Below are 25,741 nucleotides of genomic sequence, written 5' to 3'. Positions count from 1 at the left end.
CACCCGCGGGGCGCAGCATAGCCTTGCGCAATGGAATTCTCCCGCTTCCTGCCCGTTCTGATCGGCCTGCTGCTCGGCGCCTGGACCATGGCTGCCGCCTGGGCCGTGCTGGCCGCCCGCGCTCGCCAGAACCGCGCCGAACACCAGCTTCGTTCCGCCCGCCGTCTTGGCCGCATGGTCGAGGAATCGCCGGCGCTGCCGCTGCTGGTGCGCACCGACGGCCGGATCGAGGCCAGCCCGCGCCTTGGCCAGTGGCTGGGGCTGGACGGGGTGCCGCAATATCTCTCCGAACTCGATGGAAACGGGAAGGGCCTGCCTGCCGAGAAGCTGGCCGAACTGACCGAAGCGGTGCGCCGCTGCCAGAAGACCGCCGCGCCATTCCGCATGGTGGCGACGCCCCACGGATCGAGCCGCAGCCTGGCCCTGCGCGGTCACCTTGCCGACCCGCAGGTGTCCCCTGGCGGCGCGGCGATGGTCTGGGTGTTCGACTTCAGCGACAGCGAGACCGAACTCACCCGCCTGCGCGATGAAGCCGCCCGCGCGCGCGGCGATTTCCACGCGCTCGTCTCGCTGATCGAGGCCGCGCCGATGCCGATGTGGTTCCGCCGCCCGGACGGCGAACTGCAACTGGTCAACCACGCCTATGTCGCCGCCGTGGGCGCCGAAAGCGCCGATGCGGTGGTCGCCAAGGGTACCGAACTGATCGAGGCGGTGGACGGCATCGCCCCCGGGCACGTCGCGCGTCAGGCGATGGAAAAGGGCATCCCTATCGAGCGCATCGTCTCCACCACCATCGACGGCCAGCGCCGCGCCCTGCGCGTCAGCGATCTGCCGCTGGGCGAGGACGGCGTGGCGGGCTACGCGGTGGACATCGAAGACCTTGAGGAAATGTCGCGCTCGTTCCGCGCCTTCCGCGAGGCGCAGCGCGCGCTGCTCGACCAGCTTTCCGCCGGCGTCGCCCAGTTCGACGCCAAGCGCCGCCTGACGTTCGCCAACCAGCCGTTCCAGCGCCTCTTCAAGCTCGATGGCCGCATCCTGGTCGATCCACCCGCGTTCGAGCGCCTGCTCGATGCCGCGCGCGATGCCGGCCGCGTACCCGAGGCGCGCGACTTCCCGGCATGGCGGCGCGAGAAGGCCGCCTGGTTTTCCGCCGGCAGTACGCAGGAGGAGCCGTGGGCGCTGGCGGATGGCACGCATTTGCGCATCGTCGCCCAGCCGGTCCCCGATGGCGGCTTGCTGCTGATCGTCGAGGATCGCACCGAACAGCTGCGCCTTTCCGCCATGCGCGACACTCTGCTGCGCACCCGCACAGCCACGTTCGACAGCCTGTTCGAATCGATCGCCGTCTTTGCGCCCGATGGCCGGATGCAGATCTGGAACCGCCGTTTCGCCGCCGATTGGGGGCTGGACAGCGATTTCCTCGACACCCACCCGCATATCGAAGCGCTGCTGCGCAAGATCGCCCCGCGCCTGAAGCGCCCGGTGGAGGCGGAGACGGTCGGCAACGTCGTACGGGCCGCGACGCTCGACCGCACGCAGACCGGCGGGCGCATCGCGCTGGCGGACGGGCGGATGCTGGAATTTGCCGGCGTGCCGTTGCCCGATGGCAATGGCCTGCTGGCGGTGCTGGACATCACCGATTCGCAAAAGGCCGAGGACGCCCTGCGCGAAAGCAACGCCGCGCTGATAGAGGCCGATGCAATCAAGACCCGCTTCCTTGGCAACATGAGCAAGGAACTGCGCACCCCGCTGACCTCGATCGGTGGCTTTGCCGAGATGCTGGAGATCGGCCTCGGCGGCGATCTCAGCGATGCGGGCAAGGACTATGTCGGCTCGATCATCACCGCCTCGGCGCAGTTGGGCGAACATATCGACAGCCTGCTCGACCTTTCGCAGAGCGAAGCGGGCTTGCTCCCGCTCAAGCTGGAAGAGATCGACCCGATGCCTTTCGTGCGCACCGTGGTCGAGGAACGGGCAGGGCGGCTGCAGAAGGCGGGGCTGACGCTGGACCTGCAGGCCAATGGCCTGATGCGCCCGCTAGTGGCCGACCGCCGCCGGCTGGCGCGCGCCATCGGCCACATCGTCGACAACGCCATCGCCGCCTCGCCGCGCGGGGCACGCGTGCTGGTCCATGTCTCGCGCCGCAAGTCGGCTGCGGGGGAGGATGTCGTGCGGATCGTGGTGCAGGACAAGGGCGCCGGGCTCGACAGCCGCAGCCTGGCCCGCGCGCTTGACGGCATGAAGGTGAGCGCGGACGGCAAGAGCGTGGATCGCCGACAGGGCCTTGGCCTGCCGCTCGCCCGCCAGTTGGTGGAGGCCCACGGCGGATCGCTGCGCCTCGCGTCCGAGCCGGGCAAGGGCACCAGTGCGATCATTGAATTGCCATGATCGCGCTGCCTGATCTCGCCGCGATGGACCGCCTTGGCCGTGCGATTGCGCAGGAACTGCGCGCCGGGGATGTCATCGCGCTGACCGGCGGGCTTGGCGCGGGCAAGACCACGCTGGCGCGCTCGATCATCGCCGGACTTGGCCATGACGGCGAGGTGCCGTCGCCCAGTTTCTCCATCATCGAGCCTTACGATCCGCCGGCCGTCCGCCTGCCGCTGGTCCACGCCGACTTCTACCGCCTGAAGCACCCGGACGAGGCGCAGGAAATCGGCCTGGACGATTACCGCAGCGGCGCGGCTCTCATCGCCGAGTGGCCCGATCACGCCGGCGGCTTCGCACATGAGCCGGGCTGCCTTTCAATCACGCTGGAAGTTGCGGAAGAGGGCAGGATCGCCATTGTCGAAGGTGGGCCAGATTGGCTAGGGCGGATGCCACGATGACGCAGAACACTGTCCCTTTGCCCGCCACGTCCCTGCCCGAGGGCGTCGACGCTTTCCTCGCCGCCGCCGGTTGGGGCGCTGCCGAGGTGGAGCCATTGCCCGGCGACGCCTCGTTCCGGCGCTATTTCCGCGTGCGCAAGGCCAGCGGCGAAACCGCCATGCTGATGGACGCACCGCCGCCCAACGAAGACCCGGAACCGTACCTGCGCGCGGCGCACTGGCTCGACGCCAACGGCATGCGCGCGCCGCACATCCTGGCCGAGAACGCCGTGCGCGGCCTCGTTCTGATCGAGGACTTCGGCGAGGCGCGGATGCGCGACTATCTCGATCAGTGGCCGGCCGACGAGCCTGCGATTTATGCCGCAGCCGTCGATGCGCTGACCAGGCTGCACCAGCTGCCGCCAGGGCCCTTCCGCGACTATTCGATGAGCGAGTACCAGCGCGAGGTGCGTCTGTTCATCGACTGGTACTGCACCGCGCAGAACCTTTACGTCGATGTCGCCGGTTTTGTTTCGGCTTGGGAGTCGGTCATGGCCGAACTGCTCGGCCGCCAGCGCCAGAGCGGCGTCACCGTGCTGCGTGATTATCACGCCGAGAATATCATGCTGCTCGGCAGCCTGGAGAAGCAGGGCCTGCTCGATTTCCAGGACGCGCTGGTGGGGCACCCGGCTTACGACCTCGTCTCGCTGCTGCAGGACGCGCGCCGCGATGTCTCGCCTGAGCTGGAGGCGCAGATGTTCGACCATTATGTGCGTGGGTCCGGCGCTGATGCCGACATGTTCCTGGCCGATTATGCGCGCCTTGGTGCGCAGCGTAACGTCAAGATCATCGGCATCTTCGTGCGCCTGTGGCGCCGCGACGGCAAGCCGCGCTACCTCGACCTGATCCCGCGCGTATGGGCCATGCTGGAGCGTGATCTCGCCCACCCGGCGCTGGGGCCGGTCGCGGCGTGGTTCGATGCAAATATTCCGGCAACCTTGCGCGATGCCGACGGGGGCACCTTCGAGCGATGAGTGACAAGCCGCTCGCCAGCGACACGGCGATGATCCTGGCCGCAGGGCTGGGCAAGCGCATGCGTCCGCTCACCGCCAGCCAGCCCAAGCCGCTGGTGCGCGTGGCCGGCAAGTCACTGATCGACCATGCGCTGGACAAGGTCGGCAGTGCCGGCATCGCCCATGCGGTGGTCAATGCCCACTACATGGCCGATGCGCTGGAAGGCCACCTGAAGGTGCGCAAGACCGCGCCGCAGGTCACCCTGTCTGACGAGCGCGAGCAGCTGCTGGAAACCGGCGGCGGCATGGTGCGCGCGGCCTCGCTGATGCCCGATCCGTTCTTCTGCCTCAACAGCGACAACATCTGGCTCGACGGCCCCAGCGATGTCTTCGCCGAACTGTCGCAGGGCTGGGACGCTGAGCGCATGGACGCGCTGCTGCTGATGGTGCCGCACACCCGTGCGTTTCATTACCGGGGCGAGGGCGATTTCCACCTCGATCCGAACGGCAAGGTCACCCGCCGCCGTCCGGGCCGGGTCGCGCCGTTCATCTACACCGGCATCCAGATCGTATCGAAGCGCTTGCTGCGCGATGCGCCCGAGGGTCCGTTCTCGACCAACCTGCTGTGGAGCCGCGCGATCGAGGAAGGCCGCCTCTACGGCATCTCGCATATGGGCCTGTGGTTCGAAGTGGGTGAACCCGCAGCGATCAAGCCCACCGAGGAATGGCTGACGCGTGCCTGACAGGGCGCCCATCGGTAAAGGTGGCCCCCAAGTCTACTCGATTGCTGCCCATCGCGGTTTTGCCGATGCCTTGGTAGCTGGCCTCGTGCCGCGTTACACGCAAGGCGAGCTTGGTCTTGCGCGGCTGACGTTGCTGTTGCCGAGCCGCCGCACCGTACGCACGATGACCGAGGCGTTCGTGCGTCATTCCGGCACCGGCCTGCTGCTGCCGCGCATGGTGGTGGTGGGCGACCTTGATCTGGACGAGACGCTTGGCCCGCTGCTCGATCCTCTGGGCGCGGCGGATATTCCGCCTGCTGCGGACCCGACACGACGCTGGCTGCGGCTGGCCCATTACTTGCGCGAAGTCGAAGGCGATGCTGCGGGGAAAGGCGCGGCATTGCTGCGACGCGCCTGGGAAATCGGGCGCACGATGGACCGCCTTCTGGCCGAGGGCATCGCCCCGATCGACCTGCTGTCCGACCGCGTAATCGGCATCGTGGGCGAGATGGCGGGCCACTGGACCGACAATACCCGCACCTTCCTGATGGTGCAGCAGCACTGGATCGCCGAACTCGCATCACGCGGGGAAATCGACGCGCCGGAACGCCGCAACCGCCTGTTCGATCACGCCGCCGCGCGCTGGGCGCAAAACCCGCCTGCATGGCCCGTCGTGGCAGCCGGCGTGACGGGCGCATCGCCTGCCCTCGCGAAATTGCTGCGGGTGGTGAGCGAGATGGAGCAGGGCAGCGTCGTTCTGCCCGATCTCGACCTGTCACTCGATGCGGAGGTCTGGGACGAACTCGGCACTGCGGGCAATCCGGCGCAGTATGATGACCCGCCGTTCGGCCGCGGCGATGCGGTGACGCACCCGCAGTACCACCTGAAACTGCTGCTAAACCGCATGGATCTGCGGCGCGACGAAGTGCAGGCCTGGCACCGCTCCGGCCCCGCTGCCGCCCCGCCAGAGCGCCGCCGGGTGATCTCCAACCTGTTCCTGCCGCCGCGCGCATCTGCGGCGTGGGTTGATCTTCCCGCCGAACATCGCCGCCTTTCCGGCGTGCGCCTGATGGAAAGCACCCACCCCGGCGAGGAGGCGCAGGCCATCGCAGTGCTGATGCGCGAGGCGCTGGAAACGCCTGAGCGCCGCGTCGCCCTGATCTCGCCGGACCGGGGCCTCGCCGCGCGCGTCGTGGCGCATCTGGAACGCTGGGGCATCGCCGCCGACGACACCGCCGGTCGGCCCCTGCCGCAGACTGCCGCCGGGCGGCTCATGCTGCTGCTGGCGGAAGTGGTGGCCGAGCAGGCCGCGCCGGTGCCATTGATCGCGCTGCTGGTCCATCCGCTGGCGGGGGCAGGCGAACGCCGCCCGCGCTGGCTGGAGAATGCGCGGCGGCTGGACCTTGCGCTGCGGGGGCCGCGCCCCGGCGTCGGCCTCGCGCCGGTGGCCGCCAAGGCGCAGGAGGCGAAGCTGGGCGACTGGTGGGGTGAGGTGGAAACGCTGCTCACTCCGCTGTTCGCGCTGAGCGATGCCGAGCCGCTGGAAAAGCTGCTCGAGATGCTGGCCGATGCGGCGGAGGCAATGTGCGGCGAGACGGTGTGGAGCGGAGCGGACGGCCGCGCGCTGGGCGCTTTCGTTGAGGAACTGCGCGATGCCGCTGGGGCGGCGGGAACGCTGCTCGATCCGCGTGAACTGCACGCCGTGCTGCGCGATGCGATGGACCGCGCCTCGGTGCGTCCGCCCTGGGGCGGGCACCCGCGCGTCTCGATCTACGGCTTGCTCGAAGCGCGCATGAGCCGCGCCGATCTGGTCATCTGCGGCGGGCTTGTCGAGGGTGTCTGGCCGGCCAGCCCGGCGCAGGATTCGTTGCTGCCGCCTGCCGTGCTGCGCGCGCTTGGCGTGCCCGGCGCGGACTTCCGCATCGGCCTTGCCGCGCACGATCTGGCCGCAGCATTGGGCGCGCCGGAGGTTGTGCTGAGCTGGGCGCAAAGGGACGAGGGCGGCCCGGTGATCCCCTCGCGCTTCGTGCTGCGGGTGCGCGCGATGCTGGGCGACCAGCTGGGCCGCCACCTTGAGGGCGAGGCCGTCCGTCTGGCCCGGCTGATCGACGATGCCCCGGCGGTTCTCGCGCACCCGCGCCCGCAGCCGGAACCCTCGGCGGAGCAGCGGCGTGTCGATCTTTCGGTGACCGGACTCGACCGTCTTCGCGGCGATCCCTACCAGTTCTACGCCAGCGCGATCCTGGGCCTGCGCAGCCTCGACGGTCTCGATGCCGAGCCGAGCGCGGCGTGGAAGGGCGAAGTGGCGCACCTCATCATGGAGCTGTGGCACCGCGCCGGCGAGCCGGAAGGCGGCCTTCACGCCATCGCCCAGCAGGTGCTGACCGACCAGAACGCCCACCCGCTGATGCGCGCGTTGTGGTGGCCGCGCCTCTCCGCCGCGCTGGAGACGTTCGAGCGCAAGATCATCGCCGCCAAGGCTGCCGGGCGCGAAGTCCTCGCGGTGGAGGCATGGGGCGACATGCAGCACCGCGAAGTGCGCATCCACGGCCGCGCCGACCGGCTCGACCGGCGCGAGGACGGCACCCTTGCCGTGGTCGATTACAAGACCGGCCAGCCGCCGACCGGGCGGCGCGTGCAGGAAGGCTTTGCGCTGCAGCTTGGCCTTGTCGCGCTGATTGCAGAGGCGGGCGGGTTCGAAGGGGTTTCGGGCAAGGCCGAGGGTTTCGAATACTGGTCGATGGGCAAGGCCAAGGACGGCGCGATGGGCTATGAATTCGAACCCGTGCTGGAGGGCCGCAAGAAGTCCGGCATCCCGCGCGAGGACTTCCTGCCCGAGACGATGCGCTACCTGAACGACGCGCTGGACCGCTGGATTCTGGGCGCCGAGGCCTTCACCGCAAGGCTGAACCCGGAACTGGGCAGTTATGCCGATTACGACCAGTTGATGCGACTGGACGAGTGGATCACGACGCTGGGCGGCAGCACGGCGCATGGCGGGGAGAACGCGGCATGAGCGGCCCGGCAACCGTCCATCCGCTGCACGGGAACCAGATGCTTGCGGTCGATCCGCAGGAGACGGTGTGGCTTTCCGCCTCGGCGGGCACGGGCAAGACGCAGGTGCTGTCCTCACGCGTGCTGCGGCTTTTGCTGCAACCGGGCGTCGAGCCATCGCAGGTCCTGTGCCTCACTTTCACCAAGGCGGGCGCGACCGAGATGGCTGCGCGCATTAACGGCACGCTGGCCGAATGGGTGCGGCTGGACGACACAGCGCTGGGGATGCGGCTGGCTGCCATCGGGGCGACCGCCAGCGCCGAGAGCAAGGCGCGTGCGCGCACGCTGTTCGCCTCTGTGCTCGACAGTCCGGGCGGGGGGCTGCGGATCGACACGATCCATGCCTTCTCGCAGTGGCTGCTGGCGACGTTCCCGCAGGAAGCCGATCTCATTCCCGGCAGTCGCCCGATGGAGGAGCGCGAGCGCGACCTGCTGGCCCGGCAGGTTCTGGCAGATCTGCTGGTGAATGCGCAGGATGATCCGCTGGGCGACCCGACTTTGCTGCGCGCGGTGGAAGGGCTGTCGCTGCGGCATGGCCCTGACGCCGTGCTCGGGTTCCTGCTGCGCTGCGCCTCCGCGCGCTCGGCGTGGTTCGGGCCTGGCGGCTGGCAGGCGGGCGATATGCGCGCGAATGTGCTGCGGCTGGTCGGCCTGTCACCCGAGGCAGACCGTGACTGGCTTGCCGGTCAATGCGCCGATGCTGCGTTCGATGTCGCCTCGCTGCGTCGCTGCATGGAGGTGAACCACCAGTGGGGCACCAAGACCGGGCTTGGCGCGGTCGATGCGATCAGTGAATGGTTGCTGGGCGACGCTGCGCAGCGACTGGCCGGGCTGGACGCGCTGACCGGCGTGTTCCTGACGCAGAAGGGTGAGCCCAAGGCGAGCAAGTCTCAGGACAAGATCGACCCTGCCTATCCCGAATACTGCGCCCGCGTGGTCGAGCGCATCGGCGCGATCCGCAGTGCGCGGGGCCTGCTGGACCTTGCCGACCGGCTGGTCCCGGCGCTGCGGCTGGGCCGGGCTTTCGCGATCGCCTGGGACGAGGCGAAGCAGCGCGAGGGGCTGATCGATTTCGACGACCAGATCCGCCGCGCCGCCGATCTGCTGGGCAATCGTGAGCAGGCGGACTGGATCCGCTACAAGCTGGACCGGCGGTTCGACCATATCCTCGTTGACGAAGCGCAGGATACCAATGCTGCGCAGTGGGATATCATCTTCGCCATGGCGGGCGAGTTCTGGGCCGGCCTTGGCCAGCATGAGGGGCGCGGGGATGGCGGCGATGCGGGCCGCGCCGGTGAACTGATGCGCACGCTGTTCGTCGTGGGCGATTACAAGCAGGCGATCTTCCGTTTTCAGGGCACCAGCCCCGAGAACTTCCGCCGCGCCGCCGACCGCGTGCGGCGTGAGATGGGCGAGGCGGCGCAGAACGCGCAGATGCTGCGCAGCAACTTTACCCCGCGCAATCTGCTGGAACTCGGGCTGGATCGTTCCTTCCGCACGGCGCAGACGGTGCTGGATTTCGTGGACGAGGCGATCGTCGGCATCGGTCACGCAAACTTCGGGCTGGATGCACCGCCCGGACGGCACGAAGGGCAGGACCGCAAGGGCTACGTCGCGCTATGGCGGCCGGTCAGTGATGCCTCGGATGGCGAGGACGAGGGCGCAGGCGAGGAAGATGGCGAGGACGGCACCGCGCCGAACTGGCTGTCGCGCCCTGACCGGCAGATGGCCGAGCGCATCGCGCTTCAGGTCCGTGAATGGCTCGACCCGCACGGCCCCGGCCTGACGCTGGTCAAGAGTGCGCCGCGCCGCGCGGGTGCGGGCGATATTATGGTGCTGGTGCGCCAGCGCAAGGAACTGGCCGGATTGATCGTCGCCCGGCTCCATGCGGCAGGGGTGCCGGTGGCGGGCGTCGACCGCCTGCGGCTGGGCGCGCCGCTGGCGGTCAAGGATCTGGTCGCAGCGCTGCGTTTCGCAGTGCAGCCACTCGACGATCTCAACCTTGCCGGGCTACTGGTTTCGCCGCTGGTGGGGTGGAGCCAGGAGCAGCTTCTGGCCCATGCCTATCGTCCGAAATATACGCCTTTGTGGGAACACATGCGCCGCTCGCGCGAGCCTGAGGTGGCTGCCGTAATGGCGCAGCTGGTCGATCTCCTCGGGCGCGCCGATTTCAATCCGCCGCAGGACCTGCTGCACTGGCTGCTGGTAGGCCCTTGGCAGGGACGGCGCCGGCTGGTTGCGCGGCTGGGCAGCGAAGCGAACGATCCGATCGACGAGCTACTCAATGCGGCGAAAGCTTACGTCGTCACCGATACGCCCAGCCTTGCCGGCTTTCTCGCGTGGTTCGATGCCGGTGACGGCGAACTGAAGCGCGAGGCTGACAATGCCGCAGGTCTGGTGCGGGTGATGACGGTGCATGGCTCGAAGGGCCTGCAAGCGCCGATCGTGATCCTTGCCGACGCCACAAGCAATCCCGATAACGCACGCGAACGCGGCATGGACCTGCCCGACCCTGTCAATGCGGCGCGGACCATTCCGCTACCGCCGCTGTCGAAAGACGAAAAGCAGGGCCGCATTGCCGAGCATATCGAGGATGCTCGCAGCGCTGATGAGCAGGAGCACTGGCGGCTCCTCTACGTCGCGATGACTCGCGCCGAGGAAGCGCTGTTCGTGGGCGGGGCACTGGGGCCGAAGGACCGCGAGGGGCCGAGCCCGAAAAGCTGGTATGCGCGCCTGCGCGACGTGTTCCCTGAAGGGGCCGAGGTTGCCGATCCGATATGGGGCGCGCGGTGTGAGCACGGCGGTCTGGCGGCACCGGTCGCGGTGAAGGCCGCTGCGGCGCAGCTCGACTTGCGCGATCCGCTACCGGTCTGGCTGGAGCGTGGCCCCCCCGCCGAACCGCGTCCGCCGCGCCCGCTTGCACCTTCCGCGCTGGGCGAGGAAGACGCGCCCGACCCGCCGTTTCCGCCGGGAGCGGGGCGCGATGCTGCCCGGCGTGGTACGTTGGTGCACAAGCTGCTCGAACGTTTGCCCGAAGTGGCCCCGGATATGCGCGAAAGCGCCGGTTCGGCCTGGTTGGCGCGCCATGCTGCCGACCTTGACGAGGAGGACCGCGCGGCCTTGCTGGCAAGCGCGATGGCGGTATTGGGTAACCCGGATTGGGCAGATCTCTTTGCACCCGATAGTCTTGCCGAAGTGCCGGTGGCGGCAGTCGTGGGCGGGCAGGTAGTTGCCGGTACGATCGACCGCCTGGTGATCGAGCCGACGCGCATCCGCCTTGTCGACTACAAGAGTGCGCGGCGCCCGCCAGAGGGTCTGGACAAGGTGCCGAAAGGCGTGCTGCGTCAGATGGGCGCCTACGCTGCCGCGCTGGAAGCGACGTTTCCGGGGCGAGACGTCGAAGTGGCGCTGCTCTACACTGCGGTGCCGCTGCTGATCGAAGTCCCGGCCGGGGTTCTGGCACTGCACAAGCCGGACTTGACGGTGCGCGCGTAAAGCTTTCATGCGCGCGGCGTTGCGTCCGCGCGTTTCATCCCTAGATTGCTCATCACTTTATTCCCCCCGACACATTTCCCAGGAGCTATTCGATGTCCACCATTGCCGTTACCGACGCCAGCTTCGAGGACGACGTCCTCAAGTCCGACAAGCCCGTCCTCGTGGATTTCTGGGCCGATTGGTGCGGTCCGTGCAAGATGATCGGCCCGGCTCTCGAAGAGATCGGCGAAGAACTTGCCGACAAGGTGACCATCGCCAAGATGGATATCATGGCCAACACCGGCATTCCGGCGCAGATCGGCGTGAAGTCGATCCCGCTGCTGGTGCTGTTCAAGGACGGCCAGCCGGTCGCGCAGAAGCTGGGCGCTGCGCCCAAGAACGCGCTCAAGGGCTGGCTCGAAGCCGAACTTTGATTTGCTGAGCTGACCGCTTCGGTCAGGTGAAAGGCCCCTACCGCGCGCGCGGTGGGGGCTTTTTCTTTGTGCTGAAAGTCCCGACCGCTTCGGAGGAGGGGGGGAAGATTAGCCGATCCTTGCGACGATTTCCGCGAAACCGTCCCATAGCGCCGGGCTCGATGCGCCGATAAGGTCGCGGCGTTCGTATTCGTCGGCGCGGTAGGCGCTGCCGTCGGGGCGGGCGGCCTTGCCACCGGCCTCGTTGAGCAGCAGCACGCCCGCTGCGTGGTCCCAGGGCAGGGTGCGGTTGAAGACTGAAATGTCGTTCGTGCCCAGCAGGAGGCGCGGGTACTGCTCGGCGGCGCAGCGCGGAATGTCGACAAGGCGGTAGTGCGGGGCGATGTGGGTGAGCACTTTTTCACGCGCCCCGTCATCGAGGAAGATCGTCGAAATGGCCGCGACCGGCGGGTGTTCGCCGGTAGTGCGGGCGGTGATACGCGTGCCGTCGATCCAGGCGCCGGTGCCGAGGCCGGCTTGGCAAAAGCGGCCGGTGAGGCAGTCGAGAATCCAGCCGCCGAGGATTTCGCCCCTGTCCGCCAGCGCCACGATCACGCCGAAGGGCGGCTTGCCGGCAGCGAAGTTGTTGGTGCCGTCCACCGGATCGACGATCCAGCACAAGCCGTCCTTCAGGCGCTCCATCACCGAGGCATCCTCGAACACGGCTTCCTCGCCGACTACCGAGGCTTCGGGCAGCAGGGCGGAGAGGCGCTCGGTCAGCAGGGCTTCGGCTTCGTGGTCGGCGATGGTGACGACGTCGTCGGCCGCCTTGTTGTCGATCTCGCTGGCCGTAAGCGACTGGTAGTGCGGCAGGATCGCACTCTCGCTCGCCTCGCGCATTATGGCTTCGACGGCGGCGTGAAGGGCGGGCGTTATCACGTCAGCGGGATCATCACTTGCGCGGCAAAGCCGGGGCGTTTGCATAGCCGGGCATACCAGTCGGCAACGGCTGGGAACTCCGGCTTTTCGAAGGGAAGGCTGAACCATGTATAGGCATAGACGCCCATGGGAATGTCGCCGATGCCGAACGTGTTACCCGACAGCCATGGCTTTTCCGTCAGATATTTGTCCAGCACTGCCATGTGGCGGGCGCAGGTTGCCACGTCGCGGGCGATGACTTCGTGGTTCCAGTTCTCGCGCGGGGTGCGGGCGTGGCTGAGGAAGGGCACGCGCTGAGCGTCGGCATAGGCGAACTGCCAGTCCATCCAGCGGTCGGCCAGCGCGCGGTCGATGGGATCGCGCGGGAACCAGCGCTCGCCGCCGTATTCCGCCGCCATGTAGCGCAGGATGGCGTTCGATTCCCACAGCACAACCTTGCCGTCTTCGATCATCGGGATCAGGCGGTTGGGGTTCTTGGCGAGATAGTCGTCGGTGTAGCCGAACTGGCCGCCGATATCGTTGCGCACGTACTTGAGACCCAGTTCCTCGGCAAACCAGGCGACCTTCTTGACGTTGTGGGAGTTCAGTCGCCCCCAGAGCGTGAATATGGGAGAGGCCATTTCAGCTCCGGTAATCAGCGTTGATCGAAATGTAGCCGTGCGTCAGGTCGCAGGTCCACACGGTCGCGCTGCCGTCGCCAAGCCCCAGGTCGACCTCGATCGAGATGTCATGGCCCTTGAGATGCGCGGTAACGGGGGCTTCGTCGTAGTCGGCCAGTGGCAGGCCCTCTCGCGCGGCCCAGGTGCCGCCGAAACCGATGGACAGCCTGTCGCGGTCGGCCGGTTCGCCTGCCTTGCCTACGGCCATGACGACGCGGCCCCAGTTGGCGTCCTCGCCGGCGATGGCGGTCTTGACCAGCGGTGAGTTGGCGATGGCCATGCCGACCTTGCGCGCGCTCTCGTCCGAGACGGCGCCGGTAACGGCCACCGCAATGAACTTCTGCGCGCCTTCGCCATCACGCACGACGAGGTGGGCGAGCTGGCGGCACACGTCATGGACGGCGGCGGCGAAAGCGTGGGCGCCATCGCTCTGGAACGAGGTGAGCGGGGCGTTGCCGGCCTTGCCGGTGGCGAAGGCCAGCACGGTGTCGCTGGTCGAGGTGTCCGAATCGACGGTGATGCACGAGAACGTGCGCAGGTTCGCAGCGGAAAGGCAGGCCTGCAGGAACGCCGGCTCCACAGCCGCGTCGGTGAACAGGTAGCCCAGCATCGTCGCCATGTCGGGCGCGATCATGCCAGAGCCCTTGATGATGGCGCTGATCGTTACCTTGGTATCGCCGATCATCGCGGTCGCCGTCGCGCCTTTGGCAAAGGTGTCGGTGGTGGCGATGGTATTGGCGGCTTCTTCCCAGGTGCAGGGCCGGGCGGTGAACGCCTTTTCAACGCCCTCGCGCGCCTTATCCTTGGGGAGCGGCACGCCGATTACGCCGGTAGAAGATACGAACACCTGCTCGCGCGCGCAGCCGATATGCGCAGCGACCTGGTCCATGATCTGCTCCACCGCCTCGCGGCCGCGGTAGCCGGTGAAGGCGTTGGAATTGCCGGCATTGACCACCAGCGCGCGGGCACGGCCCTGCGTCGCGTTGTCACGGCCCAGTTCAACTTCGCTCGAACAGCACAGGTTCCTGGTGAAGACACCCGCGACGGCGGTGCCTTCCTCGAACGTGACGTATGTGAGGTCGCAGCGGCCCCAGTCCTTGTAGCCGGCGCGCACGACATGCGGCGTCACGCCCGCGATCGCGGGCAGGGCGGGAAAGGGCGAGGCGAGCGGGGAGACGGGGTAGGCCATGGCGGGCTGGGTAACGCATGGTTGTGACAGGTCAAGCGTCGGCGACGGCTCCGCCTGCCGAGTTTGCGAGACGTCGCTTTCTGAAGGCGGCCAACTGCGGGCCGGCAAAGGCCAACGCGGCCGATACGGCAATCGCCGCAGCAACGCCGAAAGCGCGCCCGGTCTCGTTGCCCAGTTCGTCGGCGATGCGCAGGATCGGGAAATGGACCGCGTAGAGGGGGAAGGAAATCGCGCCCAGCGCCGTCAGCAATCGCTCGGCCGAGGGAGGTGGTATTACGGCTCCGGCAGCCATCCAGAACAGCGCGGGGAAGATAGCAAGGATGACCATCAGATCGCCTGCCCAAACCGGTGCCGGCAGGAACGGCAGGGCGGTTGTCACGGCAAGGGGCGCAAGCAGGGCGATGCGCCAGTCTGCCGGGATACGGGTACTGCGGACACGCCAGATGCGGGCGAAGACGATGCCGAGCGTATAAGACCATCCCGCGCGCAGCAGGCCCGTCGGGAGCTGCCAGATGCCGGCGCCCAGGTTGCCCTCGCCCGCCCGGATCATCATCGCGGCCATGCCCGCCGCGCAGGCTCCGGCGAAAAGCAGCAGTATGCGCGCCGGGATACGGTGCAGCCAGCGCGCATGAACCCCGTTCGCGACCAGTTCGACCATCAGCGACCATTGCGGCGGATTGAGCGGAAACATCATCGTCATCGGCAACGGGATCAATGTCGCCGAAACCACGAAGGATAGGAGGAAGGCTATGGGCTTATAGTCTTGCCCGTGGACGGCGAGCACCCCGAGCAGTGACCCGGTTGCGACCAGCGGCAGAAACCGACGCAGGCGTTGACGCAGAAAGGTGCCGACGCGCAGTTCCGGTCCGAAGCGGGCGTCGAAAGCAAGCGTCAGTACGAAACCCGAAAGCAGGAAGAACAAGTCCACGAACAGGTATCCGCGTGAGAAGATGACGCCCGGACCGGCCAGTTCTGCATGAAACAGGACCACGCCGATGGCGGCGATACCGCGCATCCCGTCGAGCAGCACGAGGCGCTTCGATCGTTCGTGCATCATGTTCGCCCCCCTTTCACACCTGCGTGTCTAGCGCAAACAGGGTGAATAAGTGGTAAGCAGCGCAGGCGCGGCGGCACCGCGCGAGTGTCCTGCGAGGTTGGGCGACATTGCCGTCGTCGCTTTTCCTTGCGCTTATCCGGCCTCTACTGTGGACAGGTCGAGGACTCGTCCTTATCTGCTCTGTCATGGCTCATCGCCTGCTCTTGACCCTGCTTGCCCTGCTGACGGGCCTTGCCGCGCAGATCGGCCCTGTCGACGCGTGTGCGTCGCGGGTGGCAAGCGTGCAGGTGGCGACGCCGCGTGAAGTGGCGGCGATCAAGGCGCCCCGCGCACCCGTTGCATTGGCGCAATTGCCCGAACCGGGCCTGCGCAATACCCGGCTCCATGCCCCGCCGCGTATCGCTGCGCCGGTTCCGGTTGCCGTGGCGACAGTTCTTACCGGGATAGACCGCGCGCGCGAATAACGCGCTGCGCTTGCAACTCTTCGCGTTCTCGCGAGCTTTTGACGCGCCCGGGCCATGCCCCGGCTGCGCGCACCTTCGATTTTACGCATTCACGAAAAACAGGGATTTCCCGCCATGCTCGGCGCACTCGTCAAGTCCATCTTCGGCTCGTCCAACGAGCGTTACGTCAAGTCGCTCGACAAGGTCGTCGCGCAGATCAACGCCTTCGAACCGGCAATCGAAGCCCTCAGCGACGAGGAGCTTTCTGCCCAGACGATCAAGTTCCGCGAGATGCTCGCGAACGGCTCGACCCTCGACGATCTCCTGCCCGAGGCCTTCGCCACAGTGCGCGAAACTTCGCGCCGCGTGTTCGGCATGCGCCACTTCGACGTCCAGCTGATCGGCGGCATGGTCCTGCACCGCGGCGAAATCGCCGAGATGCGCACGGGTGAGGGCAAAACCCTCGTCGCCACCACCGCGACCTACCTCAACGCGCTGGAAGGCAAGGGCGTCCACGTCGTCACCGTGAACGATTACCTCGCCCGCCGCGACGCCGAGCAGATGGAGCGCGTCCACGGGTTCCTCGGCCTGACCGTCGGCGTGATCGTGCCCAACCTCAACGAATTCGAGCGCCGCGAGGCCTACGCAGCCGACATCACCTACGGTACGAACAACGAATTCGGCTTCGACTATCTGCGCGACAACATGAAGCACGAGCGCAGCCAGATGGTGCAGCGTCCCTTCAATTACGCGATCGTCGACGAGGTCGATTCGATCCTGATCGACGAGGCCCGCACGCCGCTGATCATCTCCGGCCCGACGGACGACAAGTCGGACCTTTACCTCCAGGTCGACGTGCTGGTTAAGCAGCTGGTCCCCGAGGACTATGAGGCGGACGAGAAGACCAAGAACATCAGCCTGACCGAGGACGGTGTCGAAAAGGCCGAGCGCATGCTCGAAGCCGCCGGCCTGCTTGAAGGCTCGAACCTCTACGACGTCGAAAACACGCAGGTGGTTCACCACCTCGACCAGAGCCTCAAGGCCGTGGTCATGTTCAAGCGCGACACCGACTATATCGTCAAGGACGAGAAGGTCGTCATCATCGACGAGTTCACCGGACGCATGATGGACGGTCGTCGCTGGTCGAACGGCCTGCACCAGGCCGTCGAGGCCAAGGAAGGCGTGCGCATCGAGCCCGAGAACCAGACGCTGGCTTCGATCACCTTCCAGAACTACTTCCGCATGTATCCCAAGCTTTCGGGCATGACCGGCACCGCCGCGACCGAAGCAGGCGAATTCTACGACATCTACAAGATGAACGTCGTCACCATTCCCACCAACGTGCCCGTGATGCGCGTCGACGAGGAAGACGAGTTCTACAAGAACACGGTGGACAAGTTCGCCGCCATCGCCAAGCTCATCCGCACCAAGTACGAAACCGGCCAGCCGGTCCTGGTCGGCACCGTTTCCATCGAGAAGTCGGAACTGCTGTCGGACTTCCTCAACAAGGAAGGCGTGAAGCACTCGGTCCTCAACGCCCGTTTCCACGAGATGGAAGCGCATATCGTCGCTCAGGCCGGCAGCCTCGGTGCGGTGACGATCGCCACCAACATGGCGGGCCGCGGCACCGACATTCAGCTGGGCGGTAACGTGGAATTCCGCGTTGAGGACGAACTGCGCGACATGCCGGAAGGCCCCGAGCGCGATGCCGCCGTGGCCAAGATCAAGGCCGAGGTTGGTGAGCAGAAGCGCCTCGTCCTCGAAGCCGGCGGCCTTTGCGTCATCGGCACCGAGCGCCATGAAAGCCGCCGCATCGACAACCAGCTGCGCGGTCGTTCGGGCCGCCAGGGCGATCCGGGGCTCTCGAAGTTCTACCTCTGCCTCGAGGACGACCTCCTGCGCATCTTCGGCCCCGACACGTTGTTCTCCAAGATGATGAACAACAACCTCGCGGACGGCGAGGCGATCGGCTCCAAGTGGCTGTCCAAGGCCATCGAGACCGCCCAGAAGAAGGTCGAGGCGCGCAACTATGAAGTGCGCAAGCAGGTCGTCGAATACGACGACGTGATGAACGACCAGCGCAAGGTCATTTACGAACAGCGTTCGGACATCATGGACGCCGAGACCGTGGACGACGTCGTCGTCGATATGCGCAACGACACCATCAACGCCCTGATCGCCGACGCCTGCCCGCCGGGCTCCTACCCAGAGCACTGGAAGATCGAGGAGCTAAAGGAAAAGGCGAAGGACATCCTCAATGTCGATGCGCCGATCGAAGCGTGGGTCGAAGAGGACGGGATCGATCCCGAGGTGGTGGAAACGCGCATCTCGGACATCGCCGAAGCGCAGATGAACGAGAAGATGTCGCAGGACGATCCGGCGATCTGGCGGCAGGTGGAAAAGTCGATCCTGCTCGATCGTCTTGACCACTACTGGAAGGAGCACCTCGCCACGCTCGACGCGCTGCGCCAGGTGGTGTTCCTGCGCGCTTATGCGCAGAAGCAGCCGATCAACGAATACAAGCAGGAAGCCTTCAGCCTGTTCGAGCGCATGCTGGAGACGATCCGCGAGGATGTGACCCGCATCATCTCGGTCAGCGAACTGCGCATGCCCGAGCCCGCGCAGCTGCCCGAACTGCCCGACTTCCTGACCGGCCACATCGATCCCTTCACCGGCCTCGACAATTCCGAAGACGGCGACGGCTCCTCGCTGAACCCGGCGCTGTTCGGCTCGCTCGCCGGTAGCCCGCAGGGCTTCATCGAGCAGGGTGCCAGTGGCCATGATGGCGCCGAGCAGGCGGGCAACCCGTTTGCCGACCTGCCGATCAGCCGCAATGCACCGTGCCCTTGCGGTTCAGGCAACAAGTACAAGCATTGCCACGGCGCGCTCGTCTAAAAGTACAAGAGTAAACGAAAGGGCGCTGCCTGTGCTTCAGCCGGGCGGCGCCTTTTTCGTAGGTGGTGTGGAATTTGGGATCGAAGCCGGTTTCACCTACGGCGTCGAAGCCCTGCGTCCCGGGCCCGCAAGTCAGGCCGCGATCAGCCCGGCCTCGATTGCAGCGCGCACGCCTTCGGGCCATTCGACCGGGCGATGGCTGTCGAGGTCCATGCACACCAGCACGACCTGCGCGTGCAGTCGTTCGCGGCCTTCGCCGGTGAATACCACGGAGATTCCGCAGGACGTGCGGCCGAGGCGCCGGGGGGTAATGATGATCTCCAGCCGGTCGCCAAGGCGGCTCGGCGAGACGAATTCGGTTTCCAGCTTTACGGTCGGCACGCCGATGCGGCGCTCAAGATGCATCGCCGCGAAATCCATACCCAGATCCTGCTCGAACCAGTCCTCGACCGCGCCGTTCAGCATTTCGAAGTAGCGGGGGTAGAAGACGATTCCCGCCGGGTCGACATCGGCGAAGCGCACCTGGGCGCGGGTGGTGAAAGGCATCTTGGCTATCCTAGGCGATGGATGACTTGAGCTGCGTCAGCAGGTCGAGGAGGTGGCGCTGGCTGCTTTCCGGAAACTCGGCGAGCGCTTCGCGGACCCAGCCGTGATGCGCTTCGGCCAGCGCAACGAACTGGGCGCGGCCCTGCTGTGTCAGAGACACGATTGCCGAGCGGCCGTCGTCCGGGGCCGGGCGCGAATTAACGAAACCCTGCTCCTGTAGCTGACGAACGATGGCGGTCACATTGCCGTTCGAGACCAGCAGCGCGCGCGACAGTTCGCCCATGCGCAAGCCGTCCGGCGCTCGGTCCAGCGTTGCCAGAATGTCGAAGCGGGGCAGGGTGGTGCCGAACTGATCCTCGAAATTGCGGCGCAGGCGCTTCTCGATGATCTTCGCGCAGTCCAGCAGGCGTACCCAGACGCGTAAGTCCAGGGTGCTTGCAGATGCAGGTTTATCGGACTCGGCCATCGCCTCGAAAGCTCCTTTTTCGGGAGGTTCCATAGCGCCCGGGGCGAACATGTCGATTCCTGCAAGTGACATTTAGCGGACCATACCGCGACCGATCCGCCACCTTCGCACAGGGCTGGAAACTGTACGATGACGACGAAACTGGTCGAGGAAGGTTTTCCCGGGTTTCAGGTCCGGGCCCCTTCCGCCTTCTGGTACGCGGCGCGCAGGGCCATCGCCTGGCCCGTGCGATAAGGCGCCGGCACCGGCTGTTCCTCATATCCGGCGGAGGCGGCGGCGCGCAGCGTCCACACCGGGTCGAACAGGTGTGTGCGGCCCAGCGCGACGAGATCGGCACGCCCGGCGGTCAGGATGGAGTTGACCTGATCGGCGTCGGCAATGTTGCCGACGGCGATGGTTGGTACCTGCGCCTCATTGCGAATCTGGTCGGCGAAGGGGGTCTGGAACATGCGGCCGTAAACGGGGCGCCCCTCGGGCGCGGTCTCGCCGGCAGACACGTCGACGATATCGACGCCCGCTTCGCGCAATGCCCGCGCGATCTCGACCGCCTCGCCGGGCGTGACGCCGGCTTCCCCGACCCAGTCGTTGGCGGAGATGCGCACGGCCAGCGGCTTGCCTTCGGGCCATGCGGCGCGCACGGCTGCGATGACGCGCAGCGGGAAACGCATCCGGTTGTGGAGGGTGCCGCCGAACTCGTCGTCGCGGGCGTTCATGACCGGGGTGATGAAGCTGGAGAGCAGGTTGCCGTGGCCGGCCTGCACTTCGAGCATGTCGAAACCGGCTTTGTCGGCGCGCAGGGCAGCGGCGACGAACTGCTGGACGATCATGTCCATCTTGCGGGCGTCGAGTGCCTTGGGTACCGTGCCGCCCTTGCGCCATGGCTGCGCGCTGGCCGAGACGGTGGGCCAGGGCGCATCCAGCGACACATCGTAGGCGATGTCTTCGCCCGGAACCTTGCAGGCCGCGCGCGCGCCGGAGTGACCGATCTGCGCGCAGGTCTTCGCGGCCGAGTGCTGGTGGGCGAACTCGTTGAAGGCGGACCAGCGCTCGACCTGACCGTCATGCCAAAGGCCGGGGCAGGCGGGGGTGGCGCGCCCTTCAGGGCCGACGGCCAGCAGTTCGGTGACGACGAGGCCAGCCCCGCCCAGCGCGCGGGCGCCGTAGTGAACCGAATGGAAGTCCGTCGCATAGCCGCCCGTGTCAGCGCTATACGTCAGCATCGGCGGCATGACCACGCGGTTGGGTACTGTCAGCCCGCGCAGGGTATACGGCGTGAACATCGGCTGCACCGGGGTGTTACGCCCCTCGTTGCCGCTCCAGAACCAACGCTCCAGTCCTGCCAGCCAGGCGGGGTCGCGCAGGCGCAGGTTTTCGTGGCTGACGCGCTGCGAGCGGGTCATCAGCGAGTAGGCGAACTGCGGCAGGTCGAAACCGAGGTATCGGTCGAGAGTCTCGAACCATTCTGTGGAGTTGCGCGCAGAGTTCTGAATTTTGAGGACCTCGACGTGCCGTTCCGCTTGATATTCGGCAAGCGCACCGGCCAGTTCCTCGCGTCCGGTGATGCCGGGACGGTCGAGAACCTGCGCCAGCTTGATCGCATCTTCGAGCGCCAGCTTGGTGCCCGAACCGATCGAGAAGTGCGCGGTATGCGCAGCGTCGCCCAGCAGCACTACGTTGTCGAACGACCACTGGCGGCAGATCACGCGGCGGAAGTTGATCCATGCAGCTGAACCGCGCAGGTGCGTTGCGTTGGTGATGAGCGGATGGCCATCCAGGTGGCGGGCGAAGATCTTCTCGCAGAACGCGATCGAATCGGCCTGCTCCATCTTGTCGAGGCCAAGACCTTCCCACGTCTCGGGCGAGCATTCGACGATGAAGGTCGAGTGCGTGGCGTCGAAGCGGTAGGCATGCGCCCAGATCCAGCCGTGGTCGGTCTTCTCGAAGATGAAGGCGAAGGCGTCGAACAGCTTGGTGGTGCCCAGCCACGAGAACTTGTTGCGCTTGGTGTCGATGTCGACATCGAATTTTTCAGCATTCGCGGTGCGGACCATCGAATTGATGCCATCGGCCGCCACGATCAGGTCGAAGTCGGAATAGGCTGAAAGGTCGTCACTGAATTGCGTCTCGAAGTGCATTACCACGCCCAGTTCGGCCGCGCGGGACTGCAGGATCTGCAGTAGGTGCTTGCGGCCGATGCCGATAAAACCATGGCCAGAGGAGGTGACGGTGTTTTCGCCCACGCTCACGTCGATGTCGTCCCAGTGGGCGAAGCTGTCGGTGATGGTTGCTGCGCTGACGGGATCGTTGACTTCCAGGTTTGCCAGCGTCTGGTCTGAGAACACCACACCCCAGCCGAACGTGTCGCCGGAGCGGTTGCGCTCGAAGACATGAATTTCGTGAGCCGGGTCGCGCAGCTTCATCGAGATCGCGAAGTAGATACCGGCAGGTCCGCCGCCGAGACAGGCAATGCGCATGGAAGCCCTCCTAAGAATGCTTCAGGCCTAAACTAATATGGTTGCACGTGCAAGTTTAATCCTCCCCAAGCCGGGGAGGAAGTTCAATCAGTCCAGGTTGTCGTGGAGGCGGCTGAGCATATCCAGCATTCGCGTGAAATCCGTCGCTGAGAAGCCGCGGATGATCTTCTCATACAAAGGCGCCGTCACCAGACGTGCTGCCGCCAGCTTCTCACGCCCCTCTTCCGTCAGGGCGATCTCGGTCACGCGGCCGTCGGTATCGCTCGGGGCAGTGGCCACGAGGCCAGCCTTGGACATGCGCTCGACGATACGCATCATTGTCGAGAGGTTGATGACCGCCGACTTGGCGACCTGACCAATGGCGAGCGGGGCGTGCTCGCCCAGGATCATCAGAACGCGCCATGTCGGGATGTCGATCCCGATGCCGCGCAGCTCCGACTCGATCGCCACGTTGTACCGGCTCGCTGCCCGGTTGAGCAGGTAGAAGGGGTAGGCATCGAGGCGGAAATCTTCCGACCCGGGGTTACCAAAAGGGCGCAAATCCTCGCTCATCCCAAGCTCCAGACGGGTCTCCCGCCATTCCATGACATTTTAGTTGCATATGCAACTTAATCGGATAGTCTTCGCGTAATGGTCCGAAAAGGAGCCCAAGTCCATGACAGACGTTCTTGCTACCTTCGCACAGGCACTCGTCGCCGGTAACATCACCGTTGTCGACCTTACCCAGACTCTTTCCGAAGACACCCCGCTGCTGGTGCTGCCCGAGCCTTTCGGCCAGACCGCCGCATTCTCGCGCGAGGAAATCTCGCGCTATGACGAGCGCGGCGTTGCCTGGCACTGGAACAACTTCACCGTGGGTGAGCATACCGGCACGCATTTCGATGCACCGGTGCACTGGGTTTCGGGGAAGGACCTGGCCGACAACACTGTCGATCTGGTGCCTGCGCAGAAGCTGGTCGCGCCTGCCGTCGTCCTGGATTTTTCCGCCGAATGCGCTGCCGATGCCGATTTCCTGCTCAAGGCCGAACACATCAAGGCCTGGGAAGAAGTGCACGGCGCCATCCCCGCCGGCGCCTGGGTGCTGTTCCGTACCGACTGGTCGAAGCGCGACGTCGATGGCTATACCAACCGCCGCGAGGACGGTGCGCATACGCCCGGCCCCGACGCCTGCGCGATCCGCTACATCGTCGAGGAGCGCGACGTGCTGGGCTTCGGCGTCGAGACGATCGGCACCGACGCGGGACAGGCATTCCTGCTCGACCCGATGTATCCGGCGCACACGCTTCTTCACGCTGCAGGCAAGTATGGCCTCCAGTGCCTTGAAAACCTGGACAAACTGCCCGCGACCGGCGCGGTGGTGATCGCTGCTCCGCTCAAGATCCTGGGCGGTTCGGGCAGTCCGCTGCGCGTCCTCGCGCTCGTCTCGGAGTAAAAACCGATGGCGGAGCGTTCCTTCAAGAAGGAAGTCACCAAGCTGACCGCGGGTGAGGGCGAGACCTTCACCGGCGAGGGCATCCTGGCGGTTACCAAGGCGCTGTTGCAGTCCGGCGTCGCTTATGTCGGCGGCTATCAGGGCTCGCCGATCAGCCACCTGATGGACGTCTTCGCCGACGCCAACGACCTGCTGGAAAGCCTCGGCGTCCATTTCGAGGCCAGCGCCTCGGAAGCGACGGCGGCGGCGATGCTGGCGGCTTCGGTCAACTACCCCCTGCGCGGCGCCGTCGCGTGGAAGTCGGTGGTGGGCACCAACGTGGCATCGGATGCGCTGTCGAACGTCGCCTCGGGCGGCGTCACCGGCGGCGCGCTCATCATCGTGGGCGAAGACTACGGCGAGGGTTCCTCGATCATGCAGGAGCGCACCCACGCCTTCGCGATGAAGTCGCAGATGTGGCTGATCGATCCGCGTCCGAACCTGCCCAGCATCGTCGATTCGGTAGAGCAGGCGTTCCGGCTTTCCGAAGCCTCGAACACCCCGGTCATGCTGCAGCTACGCGTGCGCTCGTGCCACATGACCGGCTCGTTCGTGGCCAAGGACAACGTGCGCCCGCCGCTGACCGTGGGCGAGGCCGCTGCCCATCCGGTGCGCGATACCGACCGCATCGTGCTGCCGCCGGCGAACTTTCTCCACGAAGTCGAGAAGATCGAGAAGCGCTGGCCCGCAGGCATCGCCTATGTCCGCGACAACAAGCTGAACGAGTGGTTCGGCCCGGAAGAGACCGGCGAAGGCATTGGCCTGATCGTTCAGGGCGGCCTTTACAACAACGTCAACCGCGCGATGGAACTGATCGGGCTGGCCGACGCCTATGGCGAAAGCAAGCTGCCGATCTACTGCATGAACGTGGCCTACCCGGTGATCCCCGAGGAAGTCGCGGACTTCTGCCGGAACAAGAGCGCCGTCCTCATCCTCGAGGAAGGCCAGCCGGAGTTCATCGAGCATGAACTGAACACGCTGGTCCGCCGCGCAGGGCTCGACACCCGGATCGTCGGCAAGGACACCATGCCGCGTTCGGGCGAGTATACCGCGGAGGTGATCCGCAAGGGTCTTGCCAAGTTCCTCGCCGACCATGCGCCGGCGCTGGCGCCCGAACTGGAAGCGGCGAACCCGCTGCCGGCTCCGGTCGCCAAGGAAATCCCGCAGCGCCCCGCCGGTTTCTGCACCGGCTGCCCCGAACGTCCGATCTTCACCGCGATGAAGCTGGTCGAGCGCGAGCTGGGTCCGACGCACGTTTCGGCGGACATCGGCTGCCACCTGTTCTCGATCCTGCCGCCCTTCAACATCGGCAATACGACGATGGGCTACGGGCTCGGCGCGGCGGGCGCATCGGCGTTCAAGCCCAAGGAAGGGGAAGGCTCCAAGCGCTCCATCGCCATCATGGGCGACGGCGGTTTCTGGCATAACGGCCTGACGTCCGGCATCGGCAACGCGGTGTTCAACAAGGACGACGGCGTCACCATCATCATCGACAACGGCTATTCCGCCGCGACCGGCGGCCAGGATATCCTCTCCTCCCGCGCGGACAACAAGAACCGCGTGACCCGTAACCTCATCACCAAGGCCGTGCGCGGCGTCGGTGCGAAATGGGTCCGCGAGACGACGCGGACCTACGACATACCCAAGATGCGCGACATGCTGCGCGAGGCACTGACCACTCCTGAAAAGGGGCCGAAGGTCATCGTCGCGCAGTCCGAATGCATGCTCAACCTGCAGCGCCGCGACAAGAAGGTGAAGGCCGCCGCGCTGAAGGCCGGCAAGCGCGTGGTGCGCGAACGCTTCGGTGTCGACAGCGATACCTGCACCGGCGACCATAGCTGCATCCGCCTGTCGGGCTGCCCTTCGCTGACGATCAAGCCCAATCCCGATCCGCTGCGGCAGGACCCGGTGGCGCATGTCGAAAACTCCTGCGTGGGCTGCGGCCTGTGCGGAGAGGTCAGCCATGCGGCCGTGCTGTGCCCCAGTTTCTACCGCGCGCATATCGTCGCCAATCCGGGCAGGTTCGAGAGGTTCAAGGCAAAGATCAGCGGCGCGATCATCGCGCGCTGGCAGGCAGGCGCCGAGCGTGAGCGTATGGCACGCGCGTTCTGAAAATGAC

The 25,741-nt window shown here is 66.2% G+C and carries 19 protein-coding genes; 11 read left to right on the top strand and 8 right to left on the bottom strand.

What is annotated here, in order from left to right:
* Positions 1–30 precede the first annotated feature (30 nt).
* The 7 genes from GVL61_RS01880 to trxA all read left to right on the top strand — a co-directional run bounded on the left by GVL61_RS01880 (position 31) and on the right by trxA (position 11,504).
* Entirely contained in the window at positions 31–2,388 is a 2,358-nt protein-coding gene (locus tag GVL61_RS01880) for a PAS domain-containing sensor histidine kinase (RefSeq protein ID WP_159976328.1), read from the top strand.
* Positions 2,385–2,828, top strand: a complete 444-nt coding sequence (gene tsaE / locus GVL61_RS01875; protein WP_159976325.1) for a tRNA (adenosine(37)-N6)-threonylcarbamoyltransferase complex ATPase subunit type 1 TsaE — start codon at positions 2,385–2,387, stop codon at positions 2,826–2,828. The genes GVL61_RS01880 and tsaE overlap by 4 nt, the downstream gene beginning before the upstream one ends.
* Positions 2,825–3,841, top strand: a complete 1,017-nt coding sequence (locus GVL61_RS01870; RefSeq protein WP_159976322.1) for an aminoglycoside phosphotransferase family protein — start codon at positions 2,825–2,827, stop codon at positions 3,839–3,841. Before tsaE ends, GVL61_RS01870 begins: the two co-directional genes overlap by 4 nt.
* Positions 3,838–4,563, top strand: a complete 726-nt coding sequence (locus tag GVL61_RS01865) for a nucleotidyltransferase family protein (protein ID WP_159976319.1) — start codon at positions 3,838–3,840, stop codon at positions 4,561–4,563. Before GVL61_RS01870 ends, GVL61_RS01865 begins: the two co-directional genes overlap by 4 nt.
* Positions 4,556–7,558 carry a double-strand break repair protein AddB gene (gene addB, locus GVL61_RS01860; RefSeq protein WP_159976316.1) on the top strand — a complete coding sequence of 1,001 codons (3,003 nt, stop codon included), beginning with the start codon at positions 4,556–4,558 and terminating at the stop codon, positions 7,556–7,558. Before GVL61_RS01865 ends, addB begins: the two co-directional genes overlap by 8 nt.
* Complete coding sequence (gene addA, locus GVL61_RS01855) at positions 7,555–11,091, top strand: double-strand break repair helicase AddA (RefSeq protein WP_159976313.1); 3,537 nt, start codon at positions 7,555–7,557, stop codon at positions 11,089–11,091. Before addB ends, addA begins: the two co-directional genes overlap by 4 nt.
* A 92-nt stretch (positions 11,092–11,183) precedes the next feature.
* Positions 11,184–11,504, top strand: coding sequence for a thioredoxin (gene trxA, locus GVL61_RS01850; RefSeq protein WP_159976310.1), 321 nt, complete (start codon positions 11,184–11,186; stop codon positions 11,502–11,504).
* Between the two features lie 108 nt (positions 11,505–11,612).
* Here trxA and GVL61_RS01845 read toward each other — a convergent pair whose 3' ends face one another.
* From GVL61_RS01845 to GVL61_RS01830, 4 genes are read right to left on the bottom strand one after another with little or no spacing between them, the layout of a single operon-like run.
* A complete protein-coding gene (locus tag GVL61_RS01845; protein ID WP_159976307.1) occupies positions 11,613–12,422 on the bottom strand; it encodes an inositol monophosphatase family protein in 810 nt (269 codons plus the stop codon).
* Positions 12,419–13,042, bottom strand: a complete 624-nt coding sequence (locus GVL61_RS01840) for a glutathione S-transferase family protein (protein WP_159976304.1) — start codon at positions 13,040–13,042, stop codon at positions 12,419–12,421. Before GVL61_RS01840 ends, GVL61_RS01845 begins: the two co-directional genes overlap by 4 nt.
* Position 13,043: 1 nt before the next feature.
* On the bottom strand, positions 13,044–14,270 hold the full coding sequence (gene argJ / locus GVL61_RS01835; RefSeq protein WP_159976301.1) for a bifunctional glutamate N-acetyltransferase/amino-acid acetyltransferase ArgJ: 1,227 nt from the start codon (positions 14,268–14,270) through the stop codon (positions 13,044–13,046).
* A 31-nt stretch (positions 14,271–14,301) separates the two neighbouring features.
* Positions 14,302–15,327, bottom strand: coding sequence for an acyltransferase (locus GVL61_RS01830; RefSeq protein ID WP_159976298.1), 1,026 nt, complete (start codon positions 15,325–15,327; stop codon positions 14,302–14,304).
* Positions 15,328–15,530: 203 nt separating this feature from the next.
* Here GVL61_RS01830 and GVL61_RS01825 point away from each other — a divergent pair, with 203 nt between their 5' ends.
* Both GVL61_RS01825 and secA read left to right on the top strand, forming a co-directional pair.
* Positions 15,531–15,791: a hypothetical protein gene (locus tag GVL61_RS01825; RefSeq protein WP_235037495.1), complete on the top strand. Its 261-nt coding sequence runs from the start codon at positions 15,531–15,533 to the stop codon at positions 15,789–15,791.
* 114 nt (positions 15,792–15,905) lie between these two features.
* On the top strand, positions 15,906–18,665 hold the full coding sequence (gene secA / locus GVL61_RS01820; protein WP_159976292.1) for a preprotein translocase subunit SecA: 2,760 nt from the start codon (positions 15,906–15,908) through the stop codon (positions 18,663–18,665).
* Between the two features lie 132 nt (positions 18,666–18,797).
* Here secA and GVL61_RS01815 read toward each other — a convergent pair whose 3' ends face one another.
* The 4 genes from GVL61_RS01815 to GVL61_RS01800 all read right to left on the bottom strand — a co-directional run bounded on the left by GVL61_RS01815 (position 18,798) and on the right by GVL61_RS01800 (position 22,703).
* Positions 18,798–19,211 (bottom strand): thioesterase family protein, encoded by a 414-nt coding sequence (locus GVL61_RS01815; RefSeq protein WP_159976289.1) that lies wholly within the window; start codon positions 19,209–19,211, stop codon positions 18,798–18,800.
* A 10-nt stretch (positions 19,212–19,221) separates the two neighbouring features.
* A complete protein-coding gene (locus GVL61_RS01810) occupies positions 19,222–19,677 on the bottom strand; it encodes a MarR family winged helix-turn-helix transcriptional regulator (RefSeq protein ID WP_159976286.1) in 456 nt (151 codons plus the stop codon).
* Positions 19,678–19,844: 167 nt separating this feature from the next.
* Positions 19,845–22,151, bottom strand: a complete 2,307-nt coding sequence (locus GVL61_RS01805) for a bifunctional salicylyl-CoA 5-hydroxylase/oxidoreductase (protein WP_159976283.1) — start codon at positions 22,149–22,151, stop codon at positions 19,845–19,847.
* Between the two features lie 87 nt (positions 22,152–22,238).
* Positions 22,239–22,703 (bottom strand): MarR family winged helix-turn-helix transcriptional regulator, encoded by a 465-nt coding sequence (locus GVL61_RS01800; RefSeq protein ID WP_159976280.1) that lies wholly within the window; start codon positions 22,701–22,703, stop codon positions 22,239–22,241.
* A 103-nt stretch (positions 22,704–22,806) separates the two neighbouring features.
* Here GVL61_RS01800 and GVL61_RS01795 point away from each other — a divergent pair, with 103 nt between their 5' ends.
* Positions 22,807–23,583, top strand: coding sequence for a cyclase family protein (locus GVL61_RS01795; protein WP_159976277.1), 777 nt, complete (start codon positions 22,807–22,809; stop codon positions 23,581–23,583).
* A 6-nt stretch (positions 23,584–23,589) separates the two neighbouring features.
* Complete coding sequence (locus tag GVL61_RS01790; protein WP_159976274.1) at positions 23,590–25,734, top strand: indolepyruvate ferredoxin oxidoreductase subunit alpha; 2,145 nt, start codon at positions 23,590–23,592, stop codon at positions 25,732–25,734.
* Positions 25,735–25,741: the final 7 nt, after the last annotated feature.

This window comes from Novosphingobium sp. 18050 (assembly GCF_902706195.1).
In the GTDB taxonomy this organism is placed as follows: domain Bacteria; phylum Pseudomonadota; class Alphaproteobacteria; order Sphingomonadales; family Sphingomonadaceae; genus Novosphingobium.
This window is presented reverse-complemented; position numbering and strand designations above follow the sequence as displayed.

What these genes read in the sequence shown, in the direction of transcription:
- GVL61_RS01805 (WP_159976283.1), bottom strand. Translation starts at nt 22,151, where the DNA reads ATGCGCATTGCCTGTCTCGGCGGCGGACCTGCCGGTATCTACTTCGCG.
- GVL61_RS01815 (WP_159976289.1), bottom strand. Translation starts at nt 19,211, where the DNA reads ATGCCTTTCACCACCCGCGCCCAGGTGCGCTTCGCCGATGTCGACCCG.
- addA (WP_159976313.1), top strand. Translation starts at nt 7,555, where the DNA reads ATGAGCGGCCCGGCAACCGTCCATCCGCTGCACGGGAACCAGATGCTT.
- trxA (WP_159976310.1), top strand. Translation starts at nt 11,184, where the DNA reads ATGTCCACCATTGCCGTTACCGACGCCAGCTTCGAGGACGACGTCCTC.
- GVL61_RS01870 (WP_159976322.1), top strand. Translation starts at nt 2,825, where the DNA reads ATGACGCAGAACACTGTCCCTTTGCCCGCCACGTCCCTGCCCGAGGGC.
- GVL61_RS01830 (WP_159976298.1), bottom strand. Translation starts at nt 15,327, where the DNA reads ATGATGCACGAACGATCGAAGCGCCTCGTGCTGCTCGACGGGATGCGC.
- GVL61_RS01800 (WP_159976280.1), bottom strand. Translation starts at nt 22,703, where the DNA reads ATGAGCGAGGATTTGCGCCCTTTTGGTAACCCCGGGTCGGAAGATTTC.
- GVL61_RS01840 (WP_159976304.1), bottom strand. Translation starts at nt 13,042, where the DNA reads ATGGCCTCTCCCATATTCACGCTCTGGGGGCGACTGAACTCCCACAAC.
- argJ (WP_159976301.1), bottom strand. Translation starts at nt 14,270, where the DNA reads ATGGCCTACCCCGTCTCCCCGCTCGCCTCGCCCTTTCCCGCCCTGCCC.
- GVL61_RS01810 (WP_159976286.1), bottom strand. Translation starts at nt 19,677, where the DNA reads ATGGCCGAGTCCGATAAACCTGCATCTGCAAGCACCCTGGACTTACGC.
- GVL61_RS01865 (WP_159976319.1), top strand. Translation starts at nt 3,838, where the DNA reads ATGAGTGACAAGCCGCTCGCCAGCGACACGGCGATGATCCTGGCCGCA.
- GVL61_RS01790 (WP_159976274.1), top strand. Translation starts at nt 23,590, where the DNA reads ATGGCGGAGCGTTCCTTCAAGAAGGAAGTCACCAAGCTGACCGCGGGT.
- GVL61_RS01795 (WP_159976277.1), top strand. Translation starts at nt 22,807, where the DNA reads ATGACAGACGTTCTTGCTACCTTCGCACAGGCACTCGTCGCCGGTAAC.
- GVL61_RS01880 (WP_159976328.1), top strand. Translation starts at nt 31, where the DNA reads ATGGAATTCTCCCGCTTCCTGCCCGTTCTGATCGGCCTGCTGCTCGGC.
- tsaE (WP_159976325.1), top strand. Translation starts at nt 2,385, where the DNA reads ATGATCGCGCTGCCTGATCTCGCCGCGATGGACCGCCTTGGCCGTGCG.
- secA (WP_159976292.1), top strand. Translation starts at nt 15,906, where the DNA reads ATGCTCGGCGCACTCGTCAAGTCCATCTTCGGCTCGTCCAACGAGCGT.